This is a genomic window from Pseudomonas sp. T8, from assembly GCF_024610635.1.
GTDB lineage: Bacteria > Pseudomonadota > Gammaproteobacteria > Pseudomonadales > Pseudomonadaceae > Aquipseudomonas > Aquipseudomonas chlororaphis_I.
Window position 1 is genome coordinate 5296725 of sequence record NZ_CP102374.1, and the last position, 23475, is coordinate 5320199.

Genomic DNA, 23475 nt, shown 5'->3' on the forward strand with positions numbered 1-23475 from the left:
CGAGCAGGATTTCAGGGGTGAGAATGACTGGGGCTCAGGCGACCTGAACCGGAATGGCATGGCTGGTGTGGCTCAGCTCGTTGCCCGGCGCCATATAGAGCATGCGCGGCTTGAAGTTGAGCAGTTCGGCTTCGCTGTAGTGAGCGTAAGCGCAGATGATCACCCGGTCGCCAACCTTGGCCTTGTGCGCGGCGGCGCCGTTGACCGAGATCATGCGCGAGCCTTCCTCGCCACGAATGGCGTAGGTGGTGAAGCGTTCGCCATTGTCGACGTTGTAGATCTGGATCTGTTCGTACTCACGGATACCGGACAAGTCCAGCCATTCGCCGTCGATGGCGCAGGAGCCTTCGTAGTCGAGCACAGCGTGGGTGACTTCGGCGCGATGCAGCTTGGCCTTGAGCATGATGGCGTGCATGAGTGGTTCTCTCGGTCGGATCCTCGAACAGGGCCCGCAGCATCGCTGCAGGCCCCGGGCGGCGGCAGTTTGCCCGAAGGTCGGGCTTCGGGCAATCGGCCTTTGGGACCTAGGCGTCGAGGTCCAGATGCAGGTTGTCGATCAGGCGGGTAGCGCCCAGATAGGCCGCCGCCAGAATCACCAGGTCGCGGTCTTGCGCGGTGGCCGGGCGCAGGGTCCGGGCGTGGCGGATTTCCAGGTAATCCGGGCGGAAGCCGGCGGCTTCGAGCACCTGTTTTTGCTCGTCCAGCAGCTTTGGATAGTCCCGCTGACCCTGGCTGATGGCCTGGGCGATCTGGGTCAGGCCACGATAGATCGCCGGGGCGATGGCACGTTGTTCTTCGCTCAGGTAGCCGTTGCGCGACGACAGCGCGAGGCCGTCGGCGGCGCGCACGGTGGGCTCGCCGATGATCTGGATCGGCATGTTCAGGTCATGCACCAGGGCACGGATTACCGCCAGTTGCTGGAAGTCCTTCTGGCCGAAGACCGCAAGGTCCGGCTGCACCATGTTGAACAGCTTGCTGACCACCGTGGCCACCCCTTCGAAATGCCCGGGACGGCTGGCGCCGCACAGGCCTTCGGAGAGTTGCGGCACGCTGACCCGGGTCTGGCCGTCCATGCCGTCGGGGTACATCTCTTCGACGCTAGGGGCGAACAGCAGATGGCAACCGGCTTGCAAGAGCTTTTCCTGGTCGGCGGCCAGGGTTCGCGGGTACTTGTCGAGGTCTTCGCCAGCGCCGAATTGCAGCGGGTTGACGAAGATGCTCGCCACCACGAAATCCACTCGCTGGGCCGCCTTGGTCACCAGGGCGGCATGACCGCTGTGCAGGTTGCCCATGGTCGGCACGAAGCCGATGCGCTTGCCCTCGCTGCGGGCACGGGCCACGGCGGCACGCAGTTCACGTACGGTTTTTACAGTATTCATGCAGAAAACCCGTGTTCGGCGCCTGGGAAGGTCACGGCCTTGACCTCACTGACATAGGCGCTCAGGGCGGCCTGGATGCTTTCCTGGCCGGCCATGAAGTTCTTCACGAACTTCGGTGCGCGACCGCTCAGGGACAGGCCCAGCATGTCGTGCAGAACCAGCACCTGACCGTCGGTGGCGCTGCCGGCACCGATGCCGATTACCGGAATATTCACCGCCTGGGTGATTTCCGCCGCCAGTTCGCTCGGCACGCATTCGAGCAGCAGCATCGCCGCGCCGGCCGCTTCCAGGGCGATGGCGTCGGCACGCATCTGCCGGGCCTGGTTTTCGTTACGTCCCTGAACCTTGTAGCCGCCGAGGATGTTCACCGATTGCGGGGTCAGGCCCATGTGGGCGCAGACCGGGATACCGCGCTCGGCCAGCAGGCGGATGGATTCGGCCAGCCACAACGCGCCTTCGACCTTGATCATGTGCGCACCGGCCTGCATCAACTGGGCGCTGTTGTTCAGGGCCTGTTCGGTGGTGGCGTAGGCCATGAACGGCAGGTCGGCGAGGATCAGGGCGCCACTGTTGCCGCGTTTGACTGCGGCGACGTGGTAGGCCATCTCGGCGGTAGTGACTGGCAGTGTGCTGTCGTGCCCTTGCAAGACCATGCCGAGGGAGTCGCCCACCAGCAGTACTTCAACGCCGGCCTGGCAACAGGTGTGGGCGAAGGTCGCGTCATAGCAGGTCAGCATGGTGATTTTCTCACCTTTCTGCTTGAGGCCTTGCAGGGTGGTCAGGGTGATGTCTGGCATGAAAAAGGGTCCTCATTCAGGCGCTCTGGAAACTGCTGCGAGTAACGCGCGTGATTCTTATCTATACAGGCGCACGGTCTGTTGTCGTGCTTATAAGGCCTGGATTGCGCCCTGTAACGCCGTGTTGGCGGCAACGGGACGCCTATAGTCGTGAGGAGAACTCGGGAAGTCAATTGCATGTGTTACCGCATTGTTACGGCGTGAGTGTTACCGCCGTAACTGATGCGTTTCAGCAGTCAGGCCAGACGTTCCAGGCCGACAAATGGGCAGGCGGCGAGCAGATCGTGCAGGTGACGACCGTCGGCCAGTTGCAGGTCGGCGGGGGCCAGTTCGGCCAGGGGATAGAGGACAAAGGCCCGGGCCTGCATGTGGTAATGCGGGACCTTGAGCCGCGGTTCGTCGATCAGGCGATCGCCGAACAGCAGGATGTCCAGGTCCAGGGTGCGCGGCCCCCAGCGCTCGAGGCGCTCGCGGCCCTGGCCGTTTTCGATGGCTTGCAGCGCGTCCAGCAGTTCGAGAGGCGCGAGGCTGCTGTCCAGGGCGGCCACGGCGTTGGTGTAGCGCGGTTGGCCGGGCAGCAGGGAGTCGCTTTGATAGAAGGCCGAGACGCCTGCCAGTTGGCTGTGTGGCAACTGCGCCAGCGCGTCGATCGCACTGCGCAATTGCTCTGCCGGGGCAGCCAGGTTGCTGCCCATGCCGATGTAGATGCGTTCCATCGGGTTATTCGCCGGAAGCGCTCGGTGCGCCGGCGGTGGCGCGCTTGCGTTTGGCGCCACTGCTGCGACGACGCTTGCGTGGACCTGTGCCGGCTTCGTCCTTGCCGCTCAAGTCGCGAATCATGTCGCGGCGACCGGCATCGTTGGCGTCCTGATAGTCGGTCCACCATTCGCCCAGGCCATCGGTCTGCTCGCCAGCGCTTTCGCGCAGCAGCAGGAAATCATAACCGGCGCGGAACCGCGGGTTGTCCAGCAACTGGTCGGCGCGCTTGCCGCTGCGACGTGGCAGGCGTTCCTGCATGTCCCAGATTTCGCGGATCGGCATGGTGAAGCGTTTTGGAATGGCGATGCGCTGGCACTGTTCGCTGATCAATTCGTGAGCAGCTTCCTGCATCGCCGGAATCGGCGGCATGCCGCGTTCCTGGAGGCGCAGCACGCGAGCCGGCAGGGCAGGCCACAGCAGCGCGGCGAACAGGAAAGCCGGGGTGACCGGCTTGTTCTGCTTGATGCGCAGGTCGGTATTGATCAGGGCTTCGCTGATCAGGGTATGGGTGTAGGTCGGGTTGTACTCCAGTGCCTCGGCGCTGGCCGGGAACAGCGGATCGAACAGCTGCAGGTCGACCAGCATCTCGAAGGTGTCGGCGGCATGGCCGGACAGGAACAGCTTGAGCACTTCCTCGAACAGGCGTGCCGAAGGGATTTCCCGCAGCATGGGCGCCAGGTCGCGGATCGGCGTGGCGGTGTGTTTCTCGATGCCGAAATCCAGCTTGGCGGCGAAGCGCACGGCCCGCAGCATGCGTACCGGATCTTCCTGGTAGCGCTGGCGCGGATCGCCGATCAGGCGGACCAGGTGATTGCGGATGTCGTGTACGCCGTTGGCGTAGTCGAGGATGCGCTCGCTGACCGGATCGTAATACAGGGCATTGATGGTGAAGTCGCGGCGCTGGGCGTCCTCTTCGAGGGTGCCGTACACGTTGTCGCGCAGGATGCGCCCGCTTTCGTTGCGCGAGGACTGGTTGCTGTCTTCCTCTTCATCGTTTTGCGGGTGATTGGCGCGGAAGGTCGCGACCTCGATGATTTCGCGGCCGAAGTGGATATGCACCAGCTTGAACCGACGACCGATGATCCGGGCGTTACGGAATTCGGCCCGCACCTGTTCCGGTGTGGCGCTGGTGGCGACGTCGAAATCCTTGGGGGTGATATTGAGCAGCATGTCGCGCACGCAGCCGCCGACCAGGTAGGCCTGGTAGCCGGCGTTCTGCAGGCGTTCGACGATGTTCACCGCATAACGGCTGAACTGGGCGCGTTGCAGCGAGTGTTGGCTGCTGTTGAGCACTTCAGGCGTGCTGCGTTTGTGTTGCGTACGACGCAAGGGAGAACGGAATGACTGGAACAACTTCTTCAGCATGGGATGCACTGTTTGAAGGAATGTTCGGCCATAACGAAGAATGACCGCATGATGGGCGGGGATTCTAGCATTTAGTCGGGGGATGGTGTAGGAAGCTGCGGCGAGTCGTGCGCGGCGCTTGGGAACGCGGGTTGGCGGGGCTTTGCGTGAGTAAAACCGTAATCGCGGAAACCACAAGGGGAGCCGAAGCTCCCCCAGAAGTGTTTGCGTGCTCTATTTTTATTATTGGTTTCGGGCTTCTTGTTTTTGTTTAACGCCCTTGTCACCTGGTTAACCCAGAGTGACCCTCCCAATCGGGAGCCAAGAGCAAACGGATTGCTTTGGTCGCTGTGTTGCAATGATCAGTGATCCAACCAGTTCAGGCTCTGCCTTAGGGCAGTTTTTGTTGTTCTCGGCCTGGTTGTGGGGCAAGCCCCAATGACAACGCCTCTCCAAAAGAATCAGTTAGCTGCGCCTCCGCCGTGTTGTTTTTATTGTGCGTGAGTCGATTCGTCTTATTTTTATTGTCTTATGCATTGCTTGTTATTGTTCTTGTACCAAACATATAGCAGGTGCCGTGCCAACTTTTGCGAGGCCCAGTAAAACAAGGGGTTAGGCGCGGTTATGAGGTTTCTCCAGGCGAAAAAAAGCCGGGGCTTCGTTACCGTAAGCCCCGGCTTTTGTTACGTGAAATGACTGAGGTAACAGTTTTTTCACAAGATCGCGTGTTACCCGCCACCCGTTACCGCCGGACTTCAGCTTTCGCTGGCGACCCCGGTCTTGCGTCGTGGGATACCCAGGCGCTGGCGACGTTCCCACAGGCATTTACGGCTGACGCCCAGTTTGCGGGCCAGCTCGGTCTCGGTCATGTGGTCCTGGTGCTCGAGAACGAAATGCTGGAAGTAGTCTTCCAGCGACAGGTCTTCGGTCGGCTCATGGCTGCTGTTGTTGGCGTTGGCGGCCTGGGGCGCCAGGCCGATGAATTCGTCGTCTTCCAGGTCGCTCAGTTCGATATCGATCCCCAGCAGCTCCGCAGAGATTTCCGGGCTTTCGCACAGGATGACCGAGCGCTCGACGGCGTTTTCCAGTTCGCGAACGTTACCTGGCCAAGAGTAATGGCGAATGGCTTGCTCGGCGTCCGGGGCGAACTTCAGGTCCGTGCGGCCCACGCGCGCGCTCTGGCGGGCGAGGAAGGCATTGGCGATTTCGTTGACGTCGGCGCCGCGTTCGCGCAGGGCTGGCAGTTTCAGGGCAATCACGTGCAGGCGGTAATACAGGTCTTCACGGAACTGGCCGATCTTGGCCAGGCTCTTGAGGTCGCGGTGGGTCGCGGCGATCAGGCGCACATCGACCTTCTGCGACTGCACCGAGCCGACCCGGCGGATCTCGCCTTCCTGCAGCACGCGCAACAGGCGGGCCTGGGCTTCGAGTGGCAATTCGCCGATTTCGTCGAGGAACAAGGTGCCGCCGTCCGCCGCTTCCACCAGGCCGGCGCGCCCGGCGCTGGCTCCGGTGAAGGCGCCTTTTTCGTGACCGAACAGCTCGGACTCGATCAGGGTTTCCGGAATGGCCGCGCAGTTCACCGAAATCATCGGCGCCTTGGCGCGCTTGGACAGGTTGTGCAGGGCGCGGGCCACCAGTTCCTTGCCGGTCCCGGATTCACCCTGGATCAGTACATTGGAGTCTGTCGGGGCGACCTTGCGGATCTTGCTGTACAGGTCCTGCATCGGTGGGCAGGAGCCGATGATGCCGATTTCGCCGTTGCTGGCGTTGGCACCGGCCTTGTCCGCGCTGTTGCCCGACTTGGCGGCCGGACGCTCGTTGGGGCTGCTCTGCGCGGTCTGGCGGTCGCGCAGGATGCGCGCCACGGCCTGGAGCATTTCGTCGTGATCGAAAGGCTTGGCGATGTAGTCCACCGCGCCCATCTTCATCGAATCGACCGCCGAGCGCAGGCTGGCGTAGCTGGTCATGATCAGCACCGGGGTGCCCTGGCCGAGCTTGATCAGTTCGGTGCCGGGGGCGCCTGGCAGGCGCAGGTCGCTGACGATCAGGTCGAACGTGGGAATGCTGAAACGCTCTTGTGCTTCCTGCACGGAACCGGCTTCGCTGACCTGGTACTGGTTGCGTTCCAGCAGGCGGCGCAAGGCGGAGCGGATAATTGTTTCGTCTTCGACGATCAAAATGTGCGGCATTGATTCGATTCTCTCGACGGTCTCAGTTCACAGCGGACGTCGCTTCGACATGACGCGGTAAGGTCACCCGGATACGGGTGCCGCGTTGGCTTTCGGTGTCAGCCGGGCTGTCGATGGTGATTTGTCCATAATGCTCTTCAACGATGGAATAGACCAGTGCAAGGCCCAGTCCGGTGCCCTCGCCAGGATCCTTGGTGGTGAAGAAGGGTTCGAACAGTCGATCCATGATGCTCGACGGGATACCGCTGCCTTCGTCTTCGACGATCAGGTCGATCGTGTGTTCGCCGGCCTCGCTCTTGACCCGTACCGCGCTGCCCGCCGGTGAGGCGTCGCGGGCATTGGATAGCAGGTTGATCAGTACCTGGGCGAGCCGCTGCGGGTCGCCGTCGACCCAGTGGTCCGGATCGCACAGGTTAAAGAACTGCACCTCGAAATTGCGTCGATTCAGCGCCAGCAGACCAATGGCATCCTGCGCCACCTCGGCCAGGCACACGGCTTCGTCGTTGTGCTGGTGGCTGCCGGCGTGGGCGAAGCTCATCAGCGACTGGACGATGCGTGACACGCGTTTGGTCTGTTCGAGGATCTGGCCGCTGATTTCGGTGAGTTCGCCGTCTTCTTCGCGCTCTTCGCGCAGGTTCTGCGCCAGGCAGGCGATACCGGTGATCGGGTTGCCGATTTCGTGGGCCACGCCGGCGGCCAGGCGGCCGATGCTGGCCAGCCGCTCGGAATGCACCAGCTTGTCTTCGAGCATCTGGGTTTCGGTCAGGTCTTCCACCAGCAGCACCAGGCCGCTGTTGCCCGGGGCCAGGGGTTCGTCGATGGCGGCCTTGTGCAGGTTCAGCCAGCGGGTCTGGCCGTCGAGGGCCAGGTGCTGTTTATGCAGATGTTCATCGGGGACGTTGATGAAACCTTGCAGCAGCTCCCTCCAGGGATCGGCGATGGTGCTCAGGCGCGAACCGACCACATGCTGCGCCGGAATGCTGGTCAGCTCTTCCATGGCCTTGTTCCACATGAGGATTTCCTGGTCCTTGGCCAGGGAGCAGACGCCCATCGGCAGTTCCTGCAAGGTCTGGCGGTGGTAGCGGCGCAAGGCATCGAGCTCGGCGGCCAGGCCGGTCAGGCGCGAGTGGTAGTCCTCGAGCCGGCTTTCGATGAAGTGAATGTCTTCGGTCACGTAGTTTTCGCCGCCGGCCTTGTAGGGCAGGAAGGTTTCCACCATGTCCTGGGCCACGCTGGGGCCCATCAGGCCGGACAGGTTGGCTTCGATGCGGTCGCGCAAGCGGCGCAGGGCATAGGGGCGGCGCTCGTCGAAGGGCAGGTACAGGTCGCGCAGCGCCTGCTCGACTTCCTTCTGCGCGGCTTTGGCGCCCAGGGGCTTGGCCAGTTGGGTGGCGAACTCCTGGGGCGAGGCGGCATGCAGTTCGCGACGTTGCGGCCGGCGCACGTTGTCCACCGCACAGGCTTCGGCGGCGCTGGCTTCTTCGGAACTGGCGTTGGTGAACAGCGAAATCAGGGTGAACATCAGGACGTTGGCGGCCAGCGAGGCGATGGCCGCCATGTGCCAGCTGGTATCGTCCAGCACGTAGATCATGTTCAGCAGCGGTATATAGAAGCCCTGCAGGTTGCCGATCAGCGGCAGCAGCATGGTCACCAGCCACACCAGTGTCCCGGCCATCAGCCCGGCGATGAAGCCGCGCCGGTTGGCGGTCGGCCAGTACAGCACCGAGAGCACGCCGGGGAGGAACTGCAGGGTCGCGACAAAGGCCACGATGCCGAGGTTGGCCAGGTCCTGCTCGGCCCCCAGCAGCAGGTAAAAGGCATAGCCGGCCATGATGATGGCCACGATCAGCGCGCGGCGGGTCCATTTCAGCCAGCGGTAGATGTTGCCTTCGGCTGGTGGCTGATACAGCGGCAGCACCAGATGGTTGAGGGCCATCCCCGACAGCGCCAGGGTGGTGACGATGATCAGGCCGCTGGCGGCGGAAAGCCCACCAATGTAGGCCATCAAGGCCAATGCCGGTTTGTTGGCGGCGATACCAATGCCGAGGGTGAAGTACTCGGGGTTGGTGGTGGCGCCCAGTTTCAGGCCGGCCCAGAGGATCAGCGGCACCGCCAGGCTCATCAGCAACAGGAACAGCGGCAAGCCCCAGCTGGCACTGACCAGCGAGCGCGGGTTGAGGTTCTCGGTGAAGGTCATGTGGTACATGTGCGGCATCACGATCGCCGAGGCGAAGAACACCAGCAGCAGGGTGCGCCACGGCCCTTCCTGCAGCGGTGTATGCAGGGCGGCGAGGGCGGTCTGGTTCTGCAGCAGCCAGAGTTCCAGCTGTTGTGGCCCATCGAACACGCCGTACAGGGCATAGAGGCCGACACCGCCGATGGCGATCAGCTTGATCACCGATTCGAAGGCGATGGCGAACACCAGGCCTTCGTGTTTTTCCCGGGTGGCAATGTGCCGGGAGCCGAAGAAGATGGTGAACAGAGTGATCAGCGCACAGAAGCTCAGGGCAACCCGGTGCTGCACCGGTTCGCGGGTGAGGATGCCGATGGAGTCCGCGACCGCCTGGATCTGCAAGGCCAGCAGGGGCAATACGCCGACCAGCATGATCACCGTGGTCAGCGCACCGGCCCAGGTGCTGCGAAAACGGAAGGCGAACAGGTCGGCCAGCGACGACAGTTGATAGGTGCGGGTGATTTTCAGGATCGGGTAAAGCAGCACCGGCGCCAGCAGGAAGGCGCCGGAAACCCCGAGATAGCTGGAAAGAAAACCGTAGCCGTACTGATAGGCCAGGCCAACCGTGCCGTAAAAGGCCCAGGCGCTGGCGTAGACCCCCAGAGACAGGGTGTAGGTCAGCGGGTGGCGGATGATCGAGCGCGGGATCATGCCGCGTTCGCTGATCCAGGCCACCCCGAACAGCACCAGCAGGTACGCGGCGCTGATCAGGATCATCTGGGTCAGGCTAAAGCTCATCGGCATCTTTTTGGCTCTGCAGGATGAAGGTCACGACGATCAGGATCAGCCAGAGCAGATACGGGCGATACCAGGCGCCCGTAGCATCGATCCACCAATCCATGATGGCGGGGGAGAACAGATAGATCCCCACTACCAGCAGCAGGACCAAGCGATAGATGTACATCTCGGCCTCTCTTTATTGTGTGCGTGCCCGAAAACGTGCGGCGATGGTAACGGATGGGCGCCAACCTGCAAGGGGCGTCAGCGTATTTGCGCTTCGGGCACACTCAGTGTGCGTGGGATCAGTAAAGCATCCCAGTGTTCGATGCCCCAGCTCAGCACTTCCCGAGGGCTGGCATGGACCATTTCGCTGTCGGTTTTCTGCCCCAGGGCGCGCAAGGCGCGCAGCAGCAGTGGTGTGGCCTGGTCCTCGGCCAGCGGCGGGGAGCGGTAGGATTTGCCCAGTTTATGCCCATCCGGCTGGGTGATCAGCGGCACATGCAGGTAACGCGGCTGCGGCAGGCCGAGCAGTTCCTGCAGGTACAGCTGGCGGGGGGTGGAGTCCAGCAGGTCGGCGCCGCGCACGATATCGGTCACCCCTTGCCAGGCGTCGTCGAGCACCACCGCCAGTTGATAGGCGTAGAGGCCGTCGCGGCGGCGGATCACGAAGTCGCCGACATCCCGCCCCAGGTGCTGGCGGAATTCGCCCTGGACCCGGTCGGTGAAGCGATATTCCAGCTCCGGCACGCGCAAACGGATGGCGGCATCTTCCTGGCTGTGTCCGGCATTGCGGCACAGGCCCGGATAAATGCCGTGGTAGGGCTCCAGTTGCTTGCGCGAGCAGGTGCAGGCGTAAGCCAGGCCCTGGTTGAACAGGCGGTCGAGGACTTCGGCGTAGGCCGCGTGCCGCTCGCTCTGGCGGACCATTTCGCCGTCCCACTCGAAGCCGTAGCTTTCCAGGGCCTTGAGAATGGCTGCCTGGGCGCCGGGCTCTTCCCGAGGCGGATCGAGGTCTTCCATGCGCAACAGCCAGCGGCCGCCAGCGGCGCGGGCATCGAGGTAGGAGGCCAGGGCGGCGACCAGCGAGCCGAAATGCAGGTGCCCGCTGGGGGTTGGGGCAAAGCGCCCGATGTAGGAAGAGGCGTGAGAGGCGGTCATGGAGAGGATGTTACTTCGTTCGGTCCCAAGGTGACGATGGCATCTGGAGGATCGCCATCGCGAGCAAGCTCGTTCCTACAGGGGGGAGGCGGCAGAAACAAAAACGGAGCGTTCGCACGCTCCGTTTTTCATTCAAGCTGGCGATTACTTGCCGACTTGTTTTTCCTTGATTTCCGCCAGGGTCTTGCAGTCGACACACATGTCGGCGGTAGGGCGGGCTTCCAGGCGGCGAATACCGATCTCGACGCCGCAGGATTCGCACCAGCCGTATTCTTCGTCTTCGATCAGTTGCAGCGTCTTGTCGATCTTCTTGATCAGCTTGCGCTCACGGTCGCGGGCGCGCAGTTCCAGGCTGAATTCTTCTTCCTGGCTGGCACGGTCGGCCGGATCTGGGAAGTTGGCTGCTTCGTCTTTCATGTGATCAACAGTGCGGTCGACTTCCTGCATCAAGTCCTGTTTCCACTTGTTCAGGATCTTGGTGAAGTGCTCGCGCATGGGCTTGCCCATGTACTCTTCGCCCGCGGTTTCAACATAGGGCTCGAAGCCGCTGATCGATTGATTCTGTTGCTTTGCTTGGGTGGGCATGAAATGGACCGCCTCTACTCATGTAATCCATTGCGCAGGATTGCTCCATCACCGACACATGCCGGCCCTGCGACTGCAAGCGGGCGAACTTACCAGATCAAATCGGACGGCGCTACTCCCGGTTGTCGAGCCCGCGTCCCACGGCGCTTGCAAAGGTCGATGCCGTCTGGCCTGGTCAGTTCGGGGGCCTGGTCAATTAATGATTTTAGCCAAGCCTGGGCCTTGCGTTCGTCTTCTTTATTGGGGGGATGGCGGGTGCTCGAAGGCTTTGGGCTCTCCCTTGTCCCCGGGGTTGGGTAGAATCGTTTTTTTGCTCACTTCAATGAAGGAAGGCTAATGGCTCAGCCCTACAGTGCGCGCAGCCGCGCTATCGAACCTTTCCACGTGATGGCCCTGCTGGCCCGCGCCAATGAGCTGCAAGCGGCCGGGCACGATGTGATTCACCTGGAAATCGGTGAACCGGACTTCACCACGGCTGAGCCGATCATCAAGGCCGGGCAGGCCGCGCTGGAGGCGGGCAAGACTCGCTACACCGCCGCCCGCGGGATTCCCGAGTTGCGCACGGCCATCTCCGGCTTCTATCGGCAGCGCTACGGGCTGGACATCGACCCCGAGCGCATCATGATCACGCCCGGTGGCTCCGGTGCGTTGCTGCTGGCCAGCAGCCTGCTGGTCGACCCCGGCAAGCACTGGCTGCTGGCGGACCCGGGCTACCCCTGCAACCGGCACTTCCTGCGCCTGGTGGAAGGTGCGGCGCAGTTGGTGCCGGTCGGACCGGACGTGCGTTATCAGCTGACGCCGGAACTGCTGGAGCGTTACTGGGATCAGGACAGCGTCGGCGCCCTGGTGGCATCGCCAGCCAACCCGACCGGCACCTTGCTCACCCGTGACGAGCTGGCGGGGCTGTCGGCCGCGGTGAAGGCGCGTAATGGCCATCTGGTGGTGGACGAGATCTACCACGGCCTGACCTACGGCTGCGATGCCGCCAGCGTGCTGGAAGTCGATGACGGCGCCTTTGTCCTGAATAGCTTTTCCAAATATTTCGGCATGACCGGCTGGCGCCTGGGTTGGCTGGTGGCGCCGCAGGCGGCGGTCGGCGAGTTGGAGAAACTGGCGCAGAACCTCTATATCAGTGCCCCGAGTATGGCCCAGTACGCCGCTCTGGCCTGCTTCGAGCCAGGCACCATCAGTATCCTGGAAGAGCGCCGCAACGAGTTTCAGCGGCGTCGCGACTTCCTCCTGCCAGCCTTGCGCGAGCTGGGCTTTGGCATCGCCGTGGAGCCGGAAGGGGCGTTCTACCTGTATGCCGATATCAGCGCCTTCGGCGGCGATGCCTTTGCCTTCTGCCGGCACTTCCTCGAGACCGAGCACATTGCCTTTACCCCGGGGCTGGATTTCGGTCGCCATCAGGCCGGGCACCACGTCCGGTTCGCCTACACCCAGAGCCTGCCGCGCCTGCAGGAAGCGGTGGAGCGGATTGCCCGTGGCCTGCGGAGCTGGCAAGGCTGATGCGTTTTCATCCTCCCCTCGAAGAAGGTCGCCTGGTGCGTCGTTACAAGCGCTTTCTCGCCGATATCGAGACCATTGGCGGCGAGTTGCTGACCATTCACTGCCCCAACACCGGTTCCATGTTCAATTGCATGGTCGAGGGCGGGCAGGTCTGGTTCAGCCGTTCCAATGACCCCAAGCGCAAATTGCCCGGGACCTGGGAAATCAGCGAGACGCCCCAGGGCCGGCTGGCTTGCGTCAACACGGCGCGGGCCAACACGCTGGTGGAAGAAGCCTTGCGCGCCGGGGTGATCACTGAGTTGAACGGTTTTACCGCGCTCAAGCGGGAAGTGTCCTACGGCCAGGAAAACAGCCGTATCGACTTTCGCCTGGACTATTTGGACGTCCCGGCGTTTGTCGAGGTCAAAAGCGTCACCCTGGGCTTCGACGGCTCCGCGGTCGCGGCGTTTCCGGATGCGGTGACCCAGCGTGGCGCCAAGCATTTGCGGGAGTTGGCCTGCCTGGCGCGTGACGGTATCCGGGCGGTGCAGTTGTATTGCGTCAACCTGTCGGGTGTCGAGGCGGTGCGGCCGGCCGAAGAGATCGACCCCGGTTATGCCGCGGCGCTGCGTGAGGCGGTAGCGTCCGGGGTCGAGGTACTGGCCTATGGGGTACGCTTGACTGCCGAGGAAGTGTGTATCGACCGTCGTCTGGACGTATTGCTCAACGGCTAGATCTGAACCCAGATGCCCTGGCTGTCTTCCCGACAGGGGATGGCCGTCAGGGACTGCCCGGCACAAGGGCCGGCCACGCATTCGCCGTTTTCGATCAGAAACAGCGCGCCGTGGGTGGCGCACTGAATCAGGCTGGCGCTGGGATCGAGGAACTGATCGGGCTGCCACTCCAGGGCGACCCCGCGATGGGGGCAGCGGTTGGTGTAGACGTAGACCTGTCGATCGCGGCGCACCGCGAAAAGTGGCTGGCCTTCGAGGTTGAAACCTCGGCTGGAAGCCTCCGGCAGATCGCCGGGGGGGCAAAGAAACTTCATGTCTATCCTCGGTAACCGACGGCTCTGGGCTCAGGCTGTCACAGTTTTCCTGCGGGCGCTTGATGAAACATGTCTGTGCTTGACGGTCAAATGCAAACAATTATCAAATGGCCGCTTCGCCTGTGGGGCGCTTGCTCATTTCGATGCCTGGGTTGCAGGGCATGTCACATGCACGGCGGCTTCCGTGGGCCCACTCTCTGAAGGAATACCTTTATGCGTTCGAGTGCCCGCGCAATCGCGCTCTGTGTCGGACTTCTGGCCAGCCATGCCGCTGTGGCGGCCGAGTTGCCACAACGCTGGGTGAGCGCCGGTGGCGCCTTGTCCGAATGGGTGAGCGCGCTGGGCGCCGAGTCGAAGCTGGTGGGCGTGGACACCACCAGCCAGCATCCCGAATCCCTGAAGAAGCTGCCGAGCATCGGTTATCAGCGCCAGCTGTCGGCGGAAGGCATTCTCAGCCTGCGTCCGCAGATTCTGCTGGGCACCGAAGAGATGGGGCCACCACCGGTGCTCTCGCAGGTGCGCAGCGCCGGGGTGCAGGTCGAGCTGTTCTCGGCCCAGGCCGACCTGCCGACCCTGCAGGGCAATCTGCAGCATCTGGGCAAGTTGCTGGGCAGCGAAGACAAGGCGACGCAACTGTTTGAGCAATATAAGCAGCAACTGGATCAGCAGCAGGCCTGGGTCAGCCAGGCCCGGAAAAAGCAGGCGCCGCCGGGTGTGCTGCTGTTGCTCGGGCATGCGGGTGGCAAACCTCTGATTGCCGGCAAGGACACCGCTGCCGACTGGCTATTGCAGCAGGCGGGTGGACGCAATCTTGCCACCCACATGGGGTACAAACCCTTTTCCACGGAGTCGTTGGCCGAACTCAACCCCGAGGTGCTGGTGTTTGCCGATCGCAGCCTGAGCGGTGAGGCGGCCCGCGCCGCGCTGTTCAAGGAAAACCCGATTCTCGCCTCCAGCGGTGCGGCGAAGGCCGGCCGGGTCTTCGAGATTGATCCGACCTTGCTGGTGGGAGGCCTGGGGCCACGCTTGCCACAGAACCTGAAAAGGCTGTCAGCCGATTTCTACCCAGCCGCGCCGGGCCAGGCCAGCACCGCCCAATGACCCCTTTGCTTAAACCCCGTGCGTTGTTCATTGGCCTGAGCCTGCTGTGCCTGTTGGCGATCTGGTTGTCCCTGGCGCTCGGGCCGGTCAGCCTGCCGCTGTTCGATACCCTGCGTGCCGCCCTGCGTTTGCTGGGCTTGCCCATTGAGGGGCAGGGGCTGGAGCAGGCCGAACTGATCCTCGGGCAGATTCGCTTGCCTCGCACCTTGCTGGGGTTGGCGGTAGGGGGCGTCTTGGCGCTGTCCGGCGTGGCGATGCAAGGGCTGTTTCGCAATCCCTTGGCCGACCCGGGGCTGGTAGGCGTCTCGAGTGGCGCGGCGCTGGGCGCGGCCTTTGCCATCGTCGGTGGCTCGCTGCTGGGCGGCGTGCCGGAAGCGATCGGTCCTTACCTGCTGTCGTTCTGTGCCTTTCTCGGTGGTCTGGTGGTGGCGTGGCTGGTCTACCGCCTGGGACGGCGCAACGGCCAGACCCATGTGGCGACCATGCTGTTGGCCGGGATTGCGTTGACGGCGCTGGCCAGCTCGGCGGTGGGCCTGTTCACCTACCTGGCCGACGATGCGACCTTGCGTACCCTGACGTTCTGGAACCTGGGCAGTCTCAACGGCGCCAGTTATTCGAGATTGTGGCCACTGCTGCTGGTCAGCGCGGCTGTGGCGTTGTGGCTGCCGCGCCGGGCCAAGGCCTTGAATGCCTTGCTGCTGGGCGAGTCCGAGGCCGGTCATCTGGGGATCGATGTCGAACGGCTGAAGCGAGAACTGGTGTTCTGTACTGCGCTGGGGGTCGGTGCGGCTGTCGCCGCTGCCGGGCTGATCGGCTTTGTCGGGCTGGTGGTGCCCCATCTGGTGCGCCTGCTGGCGGGGCCTGACCACCGGACCTTGTTGCCAGCGTCGATACTGGCCGGCGCCAGCCTGCTGTTGCTGGCCGATCTGGTGGCGCGCCTGGCGCTGGCGCCTGCGGAGTTGCCCATCGGCATCGTGACCGCCTTTATCGGTGCGCCCTTCTTTTTGTTTCTGTTGTTGCGAGGGCGTGCCTGATGCTGCGAGCGGAAAATCTGGCGGTGCGCCGTGGCAGGAAAACCGTGCTGGAGGGGATCGACCTTGAACTCAAGCCCGGTGAAGTGCTGGGAGTGCTGGGCCCCAATGGCGCAGGTAAAAGCACCTTGCTGGCGGCCTTGTGTGGCGAGTTGAAACCCGATCATGGCCAGGTCTGGCTGGATCAGTGCGAACTCTGCAGATGGGACGGCGGGCAAAAGGCGCAAAGGCTGGCGGTACTGCCGCAAAGTTCGACACTCGAGTTCGCTTTCCGGGTCGAGGAGGTCGTCGGCCTGGGACGCCTGCCTTATCAAAGCGGCCGGGCACGGGATGACGAGATCGTCATGCAAGCCCTGCAAGCGGCGGATGCCGGGCATCTGCACGGTCGCAGCTATGTGGCCTTGTCGGGCGGCGAACGTCAGCGCGTGCACCTGGCCCGGGTGTTGGCGCAGCTATGGCCGGGCGCGGCCGGCCAGACCCTGTTGCTCGATGAGCCGACCTCGGCCCTCGACCCTTTGCATCAACATGTCACCTTGCAGGCCATCCGCGAGTTTGCCGATCGTGGGGTCGCGGTCCTGGTGATCCTGCATGATCTGAACCTCGCCGCGCGATATTGTGATCGCCTGTTGCTGCTCGAAGGCGGGCGGCCCCACTCGCTGGACAGTCCGGCGCAGGTGCTGCGGCCCGAACCGCTCAAGGCCGTGTTTGGGCTGGAGGTGTTGGTGCAGGCGCATCCCGAGCGCGGCCACCCTTTGATCATCGCCCGCTGAGGCGATTCGCGGAGACGCCAGATGCGTGTGCTATTGATCCTGAGTGTGTTGCTGCTGGGCGCCTGCCAGGGCGTGCCGGTCATGCCTGAACTTCCGGTCCAGGCTGATAGCGCGGCGATTCTGGACCTGCGCAGTGGAAAGGCCCTGACCCCGGAGGAGCTGGTCATTCGTCTGTCCCGGGCATCTTGGGTGATTGTCGGCGAACAGCATGACCACCCCGAACATCACGCCTTGCAGCTATGGCTGTTGCAGGCGATGGCGACCCAGCGCGCGCAAGGCAGCCTGCTATTGGAAATGCTCACGCCGGACCAGCAACCGCGGGTCGATTCACTCCGTCAACACCGGGCGACGCAGGGGCTGCCTGATGACCTGCCTGGCGCGCTGGCCTGGTCGCCGGGTTGGGCCTGGGCATTGTACGGACCTATCGTGCGTTATGCGTTATTCCAGCCTTATCCATTGCTGGCCGCCAATCTGGACAGCTCCGAAGTTCGCACTATCTATCGCCAGGCACCGGCCTTGAGTGGTGAACACTCGAATGCCGCGTCGGTGCGTAACGAGTTGTTGCAGCAAGTCCGAGACTCCCATTGTGGCCTGCTCCCTGAAAGCCAGATGCCGGCAATGCTGGCGGTTCAGCAGCAGCGTGACCGACGCATGGCCGAGCGCTTGCTGGCGGCACCGACGCCGGCGCTGCTTTTTGCCGGGGCCTTTCATGCGCGCAAGGATGTCGGGGTGCCGGTTCACCTGCAGGACCTTGGCGCGGCGAACGGCGCCGTGGTGCTGATGCTGGCGCAGAAGGGCGCGCAGGTATCGCCGCAAAGCGCGGATTATGTGTGGTACAGCGCGCGGCTGCCGGAGAAGGATTACTGCGCCGAGATGCGCCAGTAGGCGGATGGCTTTTTTCAGGCCAAAAAAAGACCCGGCAAGAGCCGGGTCAAATAACCGTGATTAGCCTGATGAGGAGATAATCTGAGAGTCCGAACCACTGGTCTTCCAGGTTATCGACTGATCTCGCGATCAGTTGTGATAATCATAACGATTCTCATTTCCAAGTCAACAAGGTTTTTCCTGTTTCTGCGAATTCCGCCAAACGCTCGTTTGGATTGCCCGTAAGTACGGGGCTTTAAAGGTTGGCGCTCATGCTGTGCAAGCGGCTGACTTCCTTGTTCAACAGGTCGATTCGCCGCGCCATGCTTTCGATCAGGCTATGGGCGATACGTGGATTGCTCTGAGTCAGGCTGAGAAACTGGCTCTTGGGGATCAGCATCAGGGTGCATGGCTCGCTGGCAATCACGCTGGCGTTGCGTTTCTCCCCGGTGAAAATGGCCATCGCACCAAAGATCTCGTCCTTGGGCACGTCTCCGACCTTGTGTCCGTCGACAAAGGCTTCGGCGTGCCCTTCGATAATGACGAACACATGATCGGCGTCATCGCCCTGGCGGATCAGCACCTCGCCCTTGGCCACGCGTTGAAAACCGTTGCTGTTGCGCAACTCGGGTTGCTTGAGGCGGGCAACGGCATCGGACAGCAGGGCGGTTTGTCCGATCAGGTACTGCAGAAACAGTTCGGAACGCTGTTCGTCGGCATACAGATGCTGGAACACCGCGGAACGCTGATAGGGGATCAGGCTCAACGGCTGCTCGCTGCTGAGTTGCCAGCGCGGCAACTCGGCTCCTCGACGTAGCCCGAGCAGATCGCCTTCATGCAGATAAAACAGTGGGCGCTCATCGATACTGGCTTGTACCTGGCCGCTTTCGAGCAGGAACAGCTGGCTGTCGGCAAGGCTGCTGGAGAGGTCCTTGGAAGGGGCCACTTCCATTACGTCGCCGGACGGCAGCAGGCCTTCCAGCAGGCGCGGCGGGATGCTTTGCAGCCGATTGATCAAGGCGTCGGCGTAAGCCGGTTGTTCCCCCAGTAGATACATGAAAAGCCTGCCAGGTCAGTTCTTGTGGCGTGAAGAAATGGCGTCCAGCTGTTTATTGAGTGCTTCCTTGCGTTCTGCCGGAATGTCATTCCAGTGCACATCCATCAGGGCGCCTTCGATGGCGTACAACAGCACCTTCGAGGCTCGAAAACCTCGGGTCCGCACGGCTCGATAGGCGTCCACCGCCCCCAGGCGGCGCAAGTCCGAAGCGCTATGGATGCCCACCGCATGCAGCCATTGTGCCGACGTCTTGCCAAGGTTCTTAAGGTGTTGCAATTCATCATTCATCAAGCCTCCTTGCAACGGCCGAATGGTGCGTGGGCAAGTCTCAAAGGAGTGTAGCGCTCAGTAGGAAAAGCGCTGTTCTTTGGTCGGCTTTGGCGCAAAAGCTTCTAAGGCGACAGAGGAAAGTACGTCAGAAGCAGAGGGAGGGGAGGGAAGGAGGCAGGCCAAGTCCAGCGTAAGGCAGAGAGCGCCGGACCTTGGAGCAAAAACGGCGATTACTTGGTGCGGTAGCGCAGGCGAGTGCCGAAATTGACGGACATCAGGATTTCATCGGCGGTCAGTTCGGGCGGGAAGTAGGCGCCGGAGATTTGCGCATGGGCCAGGCTGGCGCCTTCCATGGCGGAATTGCGCAGGTCGAGGCCGCGCAGGTCGGCAGAGCGGAAGTAGGCGTCGGTGAAGTCGATGCCGTCGGCGTTCAGTTCACGTAGGTCGAGCCCACGAAAATCGCCGCCGCGCATGTCGACAGTCTGGTCTTTCGGGCGCTCCCGGTTAAAGCCGTCGATGTCGTCTTTGTGCAGCAAAGCGTAAAGGGGGGTGTCGAGAAGTTTGGGCTGACTCATGGGGCGTCACCTGCTGGAATTATGACGCCAGTATAGTGCCACTATTTTTCAGCCGTGAAGCCTTTGCGGTTTCACGGCTGAAATAGTTGATTACAAGCCTGGGAGACGCTGGCGAATATTCGCGACCAGGGCGTCGAGGCTCCCGCTTTCATTGGTCTCGACGCGCTTGCTGCGCAGTACTTCTTCGGCGCTCAGGGCTTCGCGATTGGCTTGCTGCTGTTCGATCACGGCCAGGGTTGCGTCCGACGGGTCGTTGCGATCGGCCTGGCGCTGCGCCAGCCAGCTGGCGATGACGGCCTGCGGGGCGTTGCAGTCGATGATCAGGCAAGGGGTGCCGGTCGCTTCAGCAACCTTGGCCGCAGCATCACGCTGGTCGCGCTTGAGGTAGGTGGCGTCGATGACCACCGGGAAACCGGCGCGCAGGACGATACCGGCAAGTTCATGCAGGCGGTCATAGGTCGCGGTGTTGGCCTGGGCATTATAAATGCCGACATTCGGATCGTTCTGTACCTGCTGCTCGCCGAACAGGCGTTTGCGCTCGACATCGGAACGCAGGCGAACGGCGCCCAAAGCTTCCACCAGGCGCATGGCCACATGGCTTTTGCCAACGGCGGAAACGCCAGAAGTAATCGCCAGGAAACGCGATGGAATGGTGCTGTAGCTCTCTGCCAGGTTGGCGTAGTTGCGGTACTGGCGCAGGGCTGTGGCGCGCTGCATCGGACTGGCGTCGGCCGGCATGCTGAACAAGGCGACCTTGGCCCGTACCAGGGCGCGGTAGGCTTTGTAGAAATTCAGCAGCTCCAGGCCCTGATAGTCACCGGTCTGTTCCAGGTACTGGCTGATGAAGCGGCGTGCCAGGCATTTCAGGCCGCGGTCTTCCAGGTCCATGGCGAGGAAGCCGGCGTCGGCATAGACATCAGTGAAGCGGAACGGCTCGTTGAACTCGATGCAATCGAAGATCACCACCTTGCCGTCGATGAGCGTTGCGTTACCCAGATGGATGTCGCCGTGGCATTCGCGGATGAAGCCCTCGGCCTTGCGCTGGGCGAAGAGTGGCTTGAGGCGTTCGAAGCTGCTTTCGGCCCAGGCTTGCAGGGCTTCAAGTTGCTGCAGGTCGGCCTTGTCGCTGAGGAACGGGCGGATCTGCTCGAAGTTCTGACGTACCGGTTCCATTACGCTTTCCGGGGTGCCGGCTACGTGGGCCGCGGGAACTCGCGGGGCGTCGAGGTGGAACCTGGCAATCTGCCGGGCCATTTCGTCGATGTGCGCGGTGGTCAGTTCGCCATTGGCTTGCAGCGTGCTGAGCAGCTGGCTTTGCGGGAACTGGCGCATTTTCAGCGCGTATTCGATGACCGGGCCGTCGCCTGCGATCTGCGGCGCGTCGACAGTGCCGGTGATCGGCAACACTTCAAGATACAAATCATCGGTCAGGCGCTGGTTGAGACGCAGCTCTTCGCCGCAGAAGTGCCCACGCGCTTCAAGGCCGGTGAAATCGAGAAAGCCGAAGTTGACCGGCTTTTTCAGCTTATAGGCATAGGGGCCGGTGAGCAGGACCCAGGAAATATGGGTCTCGATGACCTGGAATCCGTCTACGGGATGCGGGTAGAGGGCCGGGTTTTGCAGGGCGGCGATCAGGGATTGGCTCACAGGCGATCCTTCAGAGTCGGGGAAATTCAAGGGCGTCATTATGGCCGCTGACAGGGCTAACGCAAACCTCGGGCGGCTCCTGTTGACTATGAATAAAGTGCGTATAATCCGCCGCCATGACTCGTACTCGATCCCCCCGTTCCGCTAAAAAACGTCCGTCTAGTGGCCCGCGCCCCTGGCTGGGCTGGGCCTTGAAGCTCGGTCTGGTCGCTCTGGTGGTGCTCGCCGGCTTTGCGGTTTATCTCGATGCCGTGGTCCAGGAGAAATTCTCCGGCAAGCGCTGGACCATTCCGGCCAAGGTCTATGCGCGCCCGCTGGAGCTGTTCGTCGGACAGAAGCTCAGCAAGGACGATTTCCTCACCGAGCTCGACGCACTTGGCTATCGCCGCGAAAGTGTGGTCAACGGCCCTGGTGCTGCGTCGGTCAGTGGTAACACCGTTGAACTCAATACCCGCGGTTTCCAGTTCTATGAAGGCATGGAACAGGCACAACCGGTGCGGGTGCGTTTCTCCGGCGACTACGTGGCCGAGCTGTCGGGCAGCAAAGGCTCGAAACTGGCCGTGGTGCGCCTGGAGCCGCTGCTGATTGGCGGCCTGTATCCGAAGAATCTCGAAGACCGGATCCTGATCAAGATCGATCAGGTGCCTCCTTATCTGCTGGAAACCCTGGTGGCGGTCGAGGACCGGGATTTCTACAGCCACTTTGGCGTGTCGCCGAAGTCGATCGCCCGGGCGGTGTGGGTCAACACTTCGTCCGGTGCCATGCGCCAGGGCGGCAGTACCCTGACCCAGCAGTTGGTCAAGAACTTCTACCTGACCAACGAGCGCAGCCTGAGCCGCAAGCTCACCGAAGCGATGATGGCCCTGCTGCTTGAGCTGCATTACGACAAGCGCGAGATCCTCGAGGCGTACCTCAACGAGGTCTTCATCGGTCAGGACGGCCAGCGTGCGGTGCACGGTTTCGGCCTGGCCAGCCAGTTCTTCTTCAGCCAGCCGCTGGCCGAACTGAAGTTGCATCAGATCGCCTTGCTGGTGGGGATGGTCAAGGGGCCGTCCTATTACAACCCGCGACGTTATCCGGAGCGCGCGCTGGAGCGGCGTAACCTGGTGCTCGATCTGCTGGCGCAGCAGGGTGTGGCGACGCCGGAACAGGTCGAAGCGGCGAAGAAAATGCCGCTGGGCGTGACCAAGCGCGGCAGCCTGGCGGACAGCTCGTTCCCCGGCTTCCTGGATCTGGTGAAGCGTCAGTTGCGTGAGGATTACCGCGACGAAGACTTGACCGAGGAAGGCTTGCGGATTTTCACCAGTTTCGACCCGATTCTGCAGATGAAGGCCGAGGCTTCGGTCAGTGACACCTTCAAGCGTCTGGCCGGGCGCAAGGGGTCGGATGAAGTCGAAGCGGCGATGGTGGTGACCAACCCGGAAACCGGCGAAGTCCAGGCCATGATCGGCAGCCGTCAGGCCGGTTTTGCCGGTTTCAACCGGGCGCTGGATGCGGTGCGGCCGATCGGCTCCCTGATCAAGCCTGCGGTTTACCTGACGGCACTGGAGAAACCCAGCCAGTACACCCTGACCAGTTGGCTCTCCGACGAGGCCTTCTCGGTGAAAGGCGGCGACGGGCAAGTGTGGAAACCCCAGAACTACGACCGTCGTTCCCATGGCACGGTCTTCCTTTATCAGGGGCTGGCCCATTCCTATAACCTGTCGACCGCGCGCCTGGGCCTGGAAGTCGGTGTGCCGAACGTGCTGAAGACCCTGGGACGCCTTGGCGTCACCCGCGAATTCCCGGCGTTCCCTTCGATGCTGCTGGGGGCGGGGGGCTTGAGCCCGATGGAAGTCGCCACCATGTACCAGACCCTGGCCAACGGCGGTTTCAACACCCCGATGCGCGGGATCCGTAGTGTGCTGACCGCCGAAGGCGAGCCGCTGAAGCGTTATCCGTTCCAGATCCAGCAACGTTTCGACCCGGGTTCGATCTACCTGATCCAGAGCGCGATGCAGCGCGTCATGCGCGAAGGTACCGGCAGCTCGGTCTACAACGTGTTGCCGCGTTCCCTGGCGCTGGCGGGCAAGACTGGTACCAGTAACGATTCCCGCGACAGCTGGTTCGCCGGTTTCAGCCAGGATCTGCTGGCGGTGGTCTGGCTGGGGCGTGATGACAACGGCAAGACACCGTTCACCGGCGCCACTGGCGCGTTGCAGGTTTGGACCAGTTTCATGCGCAAGGCCGACCCGCTGCCATTGGATATGCCGCAACCGGATAACGTGGTGCAGGCCTGGGTCGACTCGCGGACCGGGCAAGGCTCGGATGCCAACTGTCCGGGCGCGGTACAGATGCCGTATATTCGCGGCAGTGAACCCCCACCCGGTCCTGCATGCGGCGGCGATGTCCCGGCGCCTGTTGAGTCGGTGATGGATTGGGTCAAGGGCTGGATGAATTAAGCGAAGAGGGTTTGAC

22 protein-coding genes are annotated in these 23475 nt (G+C 62.5%); 7 read left to right on the forward strand and 15 right to left on the reverse strand.

What is annotated here, in order from left to right; all coding sequences use genetic code 11:
- Positions 1-34: 34 nt before the first annotated feature.
- The 10 genes from panD to dksA all read right to left on the reverse strand — a co-directional run bounded on the left by panD (position 35) and on the right by dksA (position 11167).
- Entirely contained in the window at positions 35-415 is a 381-nt protein-coding gene (gene panD, locus NRG23_RS23985) for an aspartate 1-decarboxylase (protein ID WP_007924662.1), read from the reverse strand.
- Positions 416-524: 109 nt separating this feature from the next.
- Positions 525-1379 carry a pantoate--beta-alanine ligase gene (panC, locus tag NRG23_RS23990; protein WP_009050899.1) on the reverse strand — a complete coding sequence of 285 codons (855 nt, stop codon included), beginning with the start codon at positions 1377-1379 and terminating at the stop codon, positions 525-527.
- On the reverse strand, positions 1376-2176 hold the full coding sequence (panB, locus tag NRG23_RS23995; protein ID WP_009050898.1) for a 3-methyl-2-oxobutanoate hydroxymethyltransferase: 801 nt from the start codon (positions 2174-2176) through the stop codon (positions 1376-1378). Before panB ends, panC begins: the two co-directional genes overlap by 4 nt.
- A 236-nt stretch (positions 2177-2412) precedes the next feature.
- Positions 2413-2892, reverse strand: a complete 480-nt coding sequence (gene folK, locus NRG23_RS24000) for a 2-amino-4-hydroxy-6-hydroxymethyldihydropteridine diphosphokinase (RefSeq protein ID WP_016703665.1) — start codon at positions 2890-2892, stop codon at positions 2413-2415.
- 4 nt (positions 2893-2896) lie between these two features.
- On the reverse strand, positions 2897-4300 hold the full coding sequence (locus NRG23_RS24005) for a polynucleotide adenylyltransferase PcnB (protein ID WP_009050896.1): 1404 nt from the start codon (positions 4298-4300) through the stop codon (positions 2897-2899).
- Positions 4301-5034: 734 nt separating this feature from the next.
- A complete protein-coding gene (locus NRG23_RS24010; RefSeq protein ID WP_257372466.1) occupies positions 5035-6471 on the reverse strand; it encodes a sigma-54 dependent transcriptional regulator in 1437 nt (478 codons plus the stop codon).
- Positions 6472-6493: 22 nt separating this feature from the next.
- A complete protein-coding gene (locus NRG23_RS24015; RefSeq protein WP_009050894.1) occupies positions 6494-9448 on the reverse strand; it encodes a sensor histidine kinase in 2955 nt (984 codons plus the stop codon).
- On the reverse strand, positions 9432-9608 hold the full coding sequence (locus NRG23_RS24020) for a hypothetical protein (RefSeq protein ID WP_003176118.1): 177 nt from the start codon (positions 9606-9608) through the stop codon (positions 9432-9434). The genes NRG23_RS24015 and NRG23_RS24020 overlap by 17 nt, the downstream gene beginning before the upstream one ends.
- A gap of 77 nt (positions 9609-9685) precedes the next feature.
- On the reverse strand, positions 9686-10582 hold the full coding sequence (gene gluQRS, locus NRG23_RS24025; protein ID WP_009050893.1) for a tRNA glutamyl-Q(34) synthetase GluQRS: 897 nt from the start codon (positions 10580-10582) through the stop codon (positions 9686-9688).
- 144 nt (positions 10583-10726) lie between these two features.
- A complete protein-coding gene (gene dksA / locus NRG23_RS24030; RefSeq protein WP_007924645.1) occupies positions 10727-11167 on the reverse strand; it encodes an RNA polymerase-binding protein DksA in 441 nt (146 codons plus the stop codon).
- A 336-nt stretch (positions 11168-11503) separates the two neighbouring features.
- On the opposite strand from dksA, the gene NRG23_RS24035 reads away from it, so the two are divergent.
- Positions 11504-12676, forward strand: coding sequence for a pyridoxal phosphate-dependent aminotransferase (locus NRG23_RS24035; RefSeq protein WP_101283581.1), 1173 nt, complete (start codon positions 11504-11506; stop codon positions 12674-12676).
- Complete coding sequence (sfsA, locus tag NRG23_RS24040) at positions 12676-13389, forward strand: DNA/RNA nuclease SfsA (RefSeq protein WP_009050891.1); 714 nt, start codon at positions 12676-12678, stop codon at positions 13387-13389. The genes NRG23_RS24035 and sfsA overlap by 1 nt, the downstream gene beginning before the upstream one ends.
- Here sfsA and NRG23_RS24045 read toward each other — a convergent pair.
- A complete protein-coding gene (locus NRG23_RS24045) occupies positions 13386-13703 on the reverse strand; it encodes a Rieske (2Fe-2S) protein (protein ID WP_016703663.1) in 318 nt (105 codons plus the stop codon). The genes sfsA and NRG23_RS24045 overlap by 4 nt on opposite strands.
- A 213-nt stretch (positions 13704-13916) precedes the next feature.
- Here NRG23_RS24045 and NRG23_RS24050 point away from each other — a divergent pair, with 213 nt between their 5' ends.
- Genes NRG23_RS24050 through NRG23_RS24065 form a run of 4 tightly spaced genes read left to right on the forward strand, consistent with a single transcriptional unit; the run spans position 13917 to position 17490 of the window.
- Positions 13917-14804 carry a hemin ABC transporter substrate-binding protein gene (locus NRG23_RS24050; protein WP_110177031.1) on the forward strand — a complete coding sequence of 296 codons (888 nt, stop codon included), beginning with the start codon at positions 13917-13919 and terminating at the stop codon, positions 14802-14804.
- Positions 14805-14854: 50 nt separating this feature from the next.
- Positions 14855-15838 carry an iron ABC transporter permease gene (locus tag NRG23_RS24055; protein ID WP_164485215.1) on the forward strand — a complete coding sequence of 328 codons (984 nt, stop codon included), beginning with the start codon at positions 14855-14857 and terminating at the stop codon, positions 15836-15838.
- Entirely contained in the window at positions 15838-16605 is a 768-nt protein-coding gene (locus tag NRG23_RS24060) for a heme ABC transporter ATP-binding protein (protein WP_016703660.1), read from the forward strand. Before NRG23_RS24055 ends, NRG23_RS24060 begins: the two co-directional genes overlap by 1 nt.
- Before the next feature lie 21 nt (positions 16606-16626).
- Positions 16627-17490: a ChaN family lipoprotein gene (locus tag NRG23_RS24065; protein ID WP_257372485.1), complete on the forward strand. Its 864-nt coding sequence runs from the start codon at positions 16627-16629 to the stop codon at positions 17488-17490.
- A gap of 235 nt (positions 17491-17725) precedes the next feature.
- Here the strand turns inward: NRG23_RS24065 and NRG23_RS24070 are convergent, their stop codons facing one another.
- The 4 genes from NRG23_RS24070 to NRG23_RS24085 all read right to left on the reverse strand — a co-directional run bounded on the left by NRG23_RS24070 (position 17726) and on the right by NRG23_RS24085 (position 21018).
- Positions 17726-18526, reverse strand: coding sequence for a Crp/Fnr family transcriptional regulator (locus NRG23_RS24070; RefSeq protein ID WP_009050885.1), 801 nt, complete (start codon positions 18524-18526; stop codon positions 17726-17728).
- Between the two features lie 15 nt (positions 18527-18541).
- Positions 18542-18814: a TfoX/Sxy family protein gene (locus NRG23_RS24075; protein ID WP_009050884.1), complete on the reverse strand. Its 273-nt coding sequence runs from the start codon at positions 18812-18814 to the stop codon at positions 18542-18544.
- Between the two features lie 212 nt (positions 18815-19026).
- The gene (locus tag NRG23_RS24080) at positions 19027-19371 is read right to left on the reverse strand and encodes a pentapeptide repeat-containing protein (RefSeq protein ID WP_009050883.1); all 345 of its coding nucleotides are present in this window, start codon (positions 19369-19371) and stop codon (positions 19027-19029) included.
- A gap of 90 nt (positions 19372-19461) precedes the next feature.
- Positions 19462-21018 carry a bifunctional aminoglycoside phosphotransferase/ATP-binding protein gene (locus NRG23_RS24085; protein WP_053269940.1) on the reverse strand — a complete coding sequence of 519 codons (1557 nt, stop codon included), beginning with the start codon at positions 21016-21018 and terminating at the stop codon, positions 19462-19464.
- Between the two features lie 116 nt (positions 21019-21134).
- Here NRG23_RS24085 and mrcB point away from each other — a divergent pair, with 116 nt between their 5' ends.
- Positions 21135-23459 (forward strand): penicillin-binding protein 1B, encoded by a 2325-nt coding sequence (gene mrcB, locus NRG23_RS24090; protein ID WP_009050881.1) that lies wholly within the window; start codon positions 21135-21137, stop codon positions 23457-23459.
- The last annotated feature ends 16 nt before the right edge of the window (positions 23460-23475 follow it).

Bases quoted from the DNA above. Each gene is read 5' to 3' on its own strand.
- gluQRS (WP_009050893.1), bottom strand. From the start codon at position 10,582: ATGACCGCCTCTCACGCCTCTTCCTACATCGGGCGCTTTGCCCCAACC.
- NRG23_RS24065 (WP_257372485.1), top strand. From the start codon at position 16,627: ATGCGTGTGCTATTGATCCTGAGTGTGTTGCTGCTGGGCGCCTGCCAG.
- NRG23_RS24005 (WP_009050896.1), bottom strand. From the start codon at position 4,300: ATGCTGAAGAAGTTGTTCCAGTCATTCCGTTCTCCCTTGCGTCGTACG.
- NRG23_RS24070 (WP_009050885.1), bottom strand. From the start codon at position 18,526: ATGTATCTACTGGGGGAACAACCGGCTTACGCCGACGCCTTGATCAAT.
- NRG23_RS24045 (WP_016703663.1), bottom strand. From the start codon at position 13,703: ATGAAGTTTCTTTGCCCCCCCGGCGATCTGCCGGAGGCTTCCAGCCGA.
- NRG23_RS24015 (WP_009050894.1), bottom strand. From the start codon at position 9,448: ATGCCGATGAGCTTTAGCCTGACCCAGATGATCCTGATCAGCGCCGCG.
- NRG23_RS24060 (WP_016703660.1), top strand. From the start codon at position 15,838: ATGCTGCGAGCGGAAAATCTGGCGGTGCGCCGTGGCAGGAAAACCGTG.
- NRG23_RS24080 (WP_009050883.1), bottom strand. From the start codon at position 19,371: ATGAGTCAGCCCAAACTTCTCGACACCCCCCTTTACGCTTTGCTGCAC.
- NRG23_RS24035 (WP_101283581.1), top strand. From the start codon at position 11,504: ATGGCTCAGCCCTACAGTGCGCGCAGCCGCGCTATCGAACCTTTCCAC.
- panC (WP_009050899.1), bottom strand. From the start codon at position 1,379: ATGAATACTGTAAAAACCGTACGTGAACTGCGTGCCGCCGTGGCCCGT.
- sfsA (WP_009050891.1), top strand. From the start codon at position 12,676: ATGCGTTTTCATCCTCCCCTCGAAGAAGGTCGCCTGGTGCGTCGTTAC.
- NRG23_RS24075 (WP_009050884.1), bottom strand. From the start codon at position 18,814: ATGAATGATGAATTGCAACACCTTAAGAACCTTGGCAAGACGTCGGCA.
- dksA (WP_007924645.1), bottom strand. From the start codon at position 11,167: ATGCCCACCCAAGCAAAGCAACAGAATCAATCGATCAGCGGCTTCGAG.
- NRG23_RS24020 (WP_003176118.1), bottom strand. From the start codon at position 9,608: ATGTACATCTATCGCTTGGTCCTGCTGCTGGTAGTGGGGATCTATCTG.
- NRG23_RS24010 (WP_257372466.1), bottom strand. From the start codon at position 6,471: ATGCCGCACATTTTGATCGTCGAAGACGAAACAATTATCCGCTCCGCC.
- mrcB (WP_009050881.1), top strand. From the start codon at position 21,135: ATGACTCGTACTCGATCCCCCCGTTCCGCTAAAAAACGTCCGTCTAGT.
- NRG23_RS24050 (WP_110177031.1), top strand. From the start codon at position 13,917: ATGCGTTCGAGTGCCCGCGCAATCGCGCTCTGTGTCGGACTTCTGGCC.
- panB (WP_009050898.1), bottom strand. From the start codon at position 2,176: ATGCCAGACATCACCCTGACCACCCTGCAAGGCCTCAAGCAGAAAGGT.
- folK (WP_016703665.1), bottom strand. From the start codon at position 2,892: ATGGAACGCATCTACATCGGCATGGGCAGCAACCTGGCTGCCCCGGCA.
- panD (WP_007924662.1), bottom strand. From the start codon at position 415: ATGCACGCCATCATGCTCAAGGCCAAGCTGCATCGCGCCGAAGTCACC.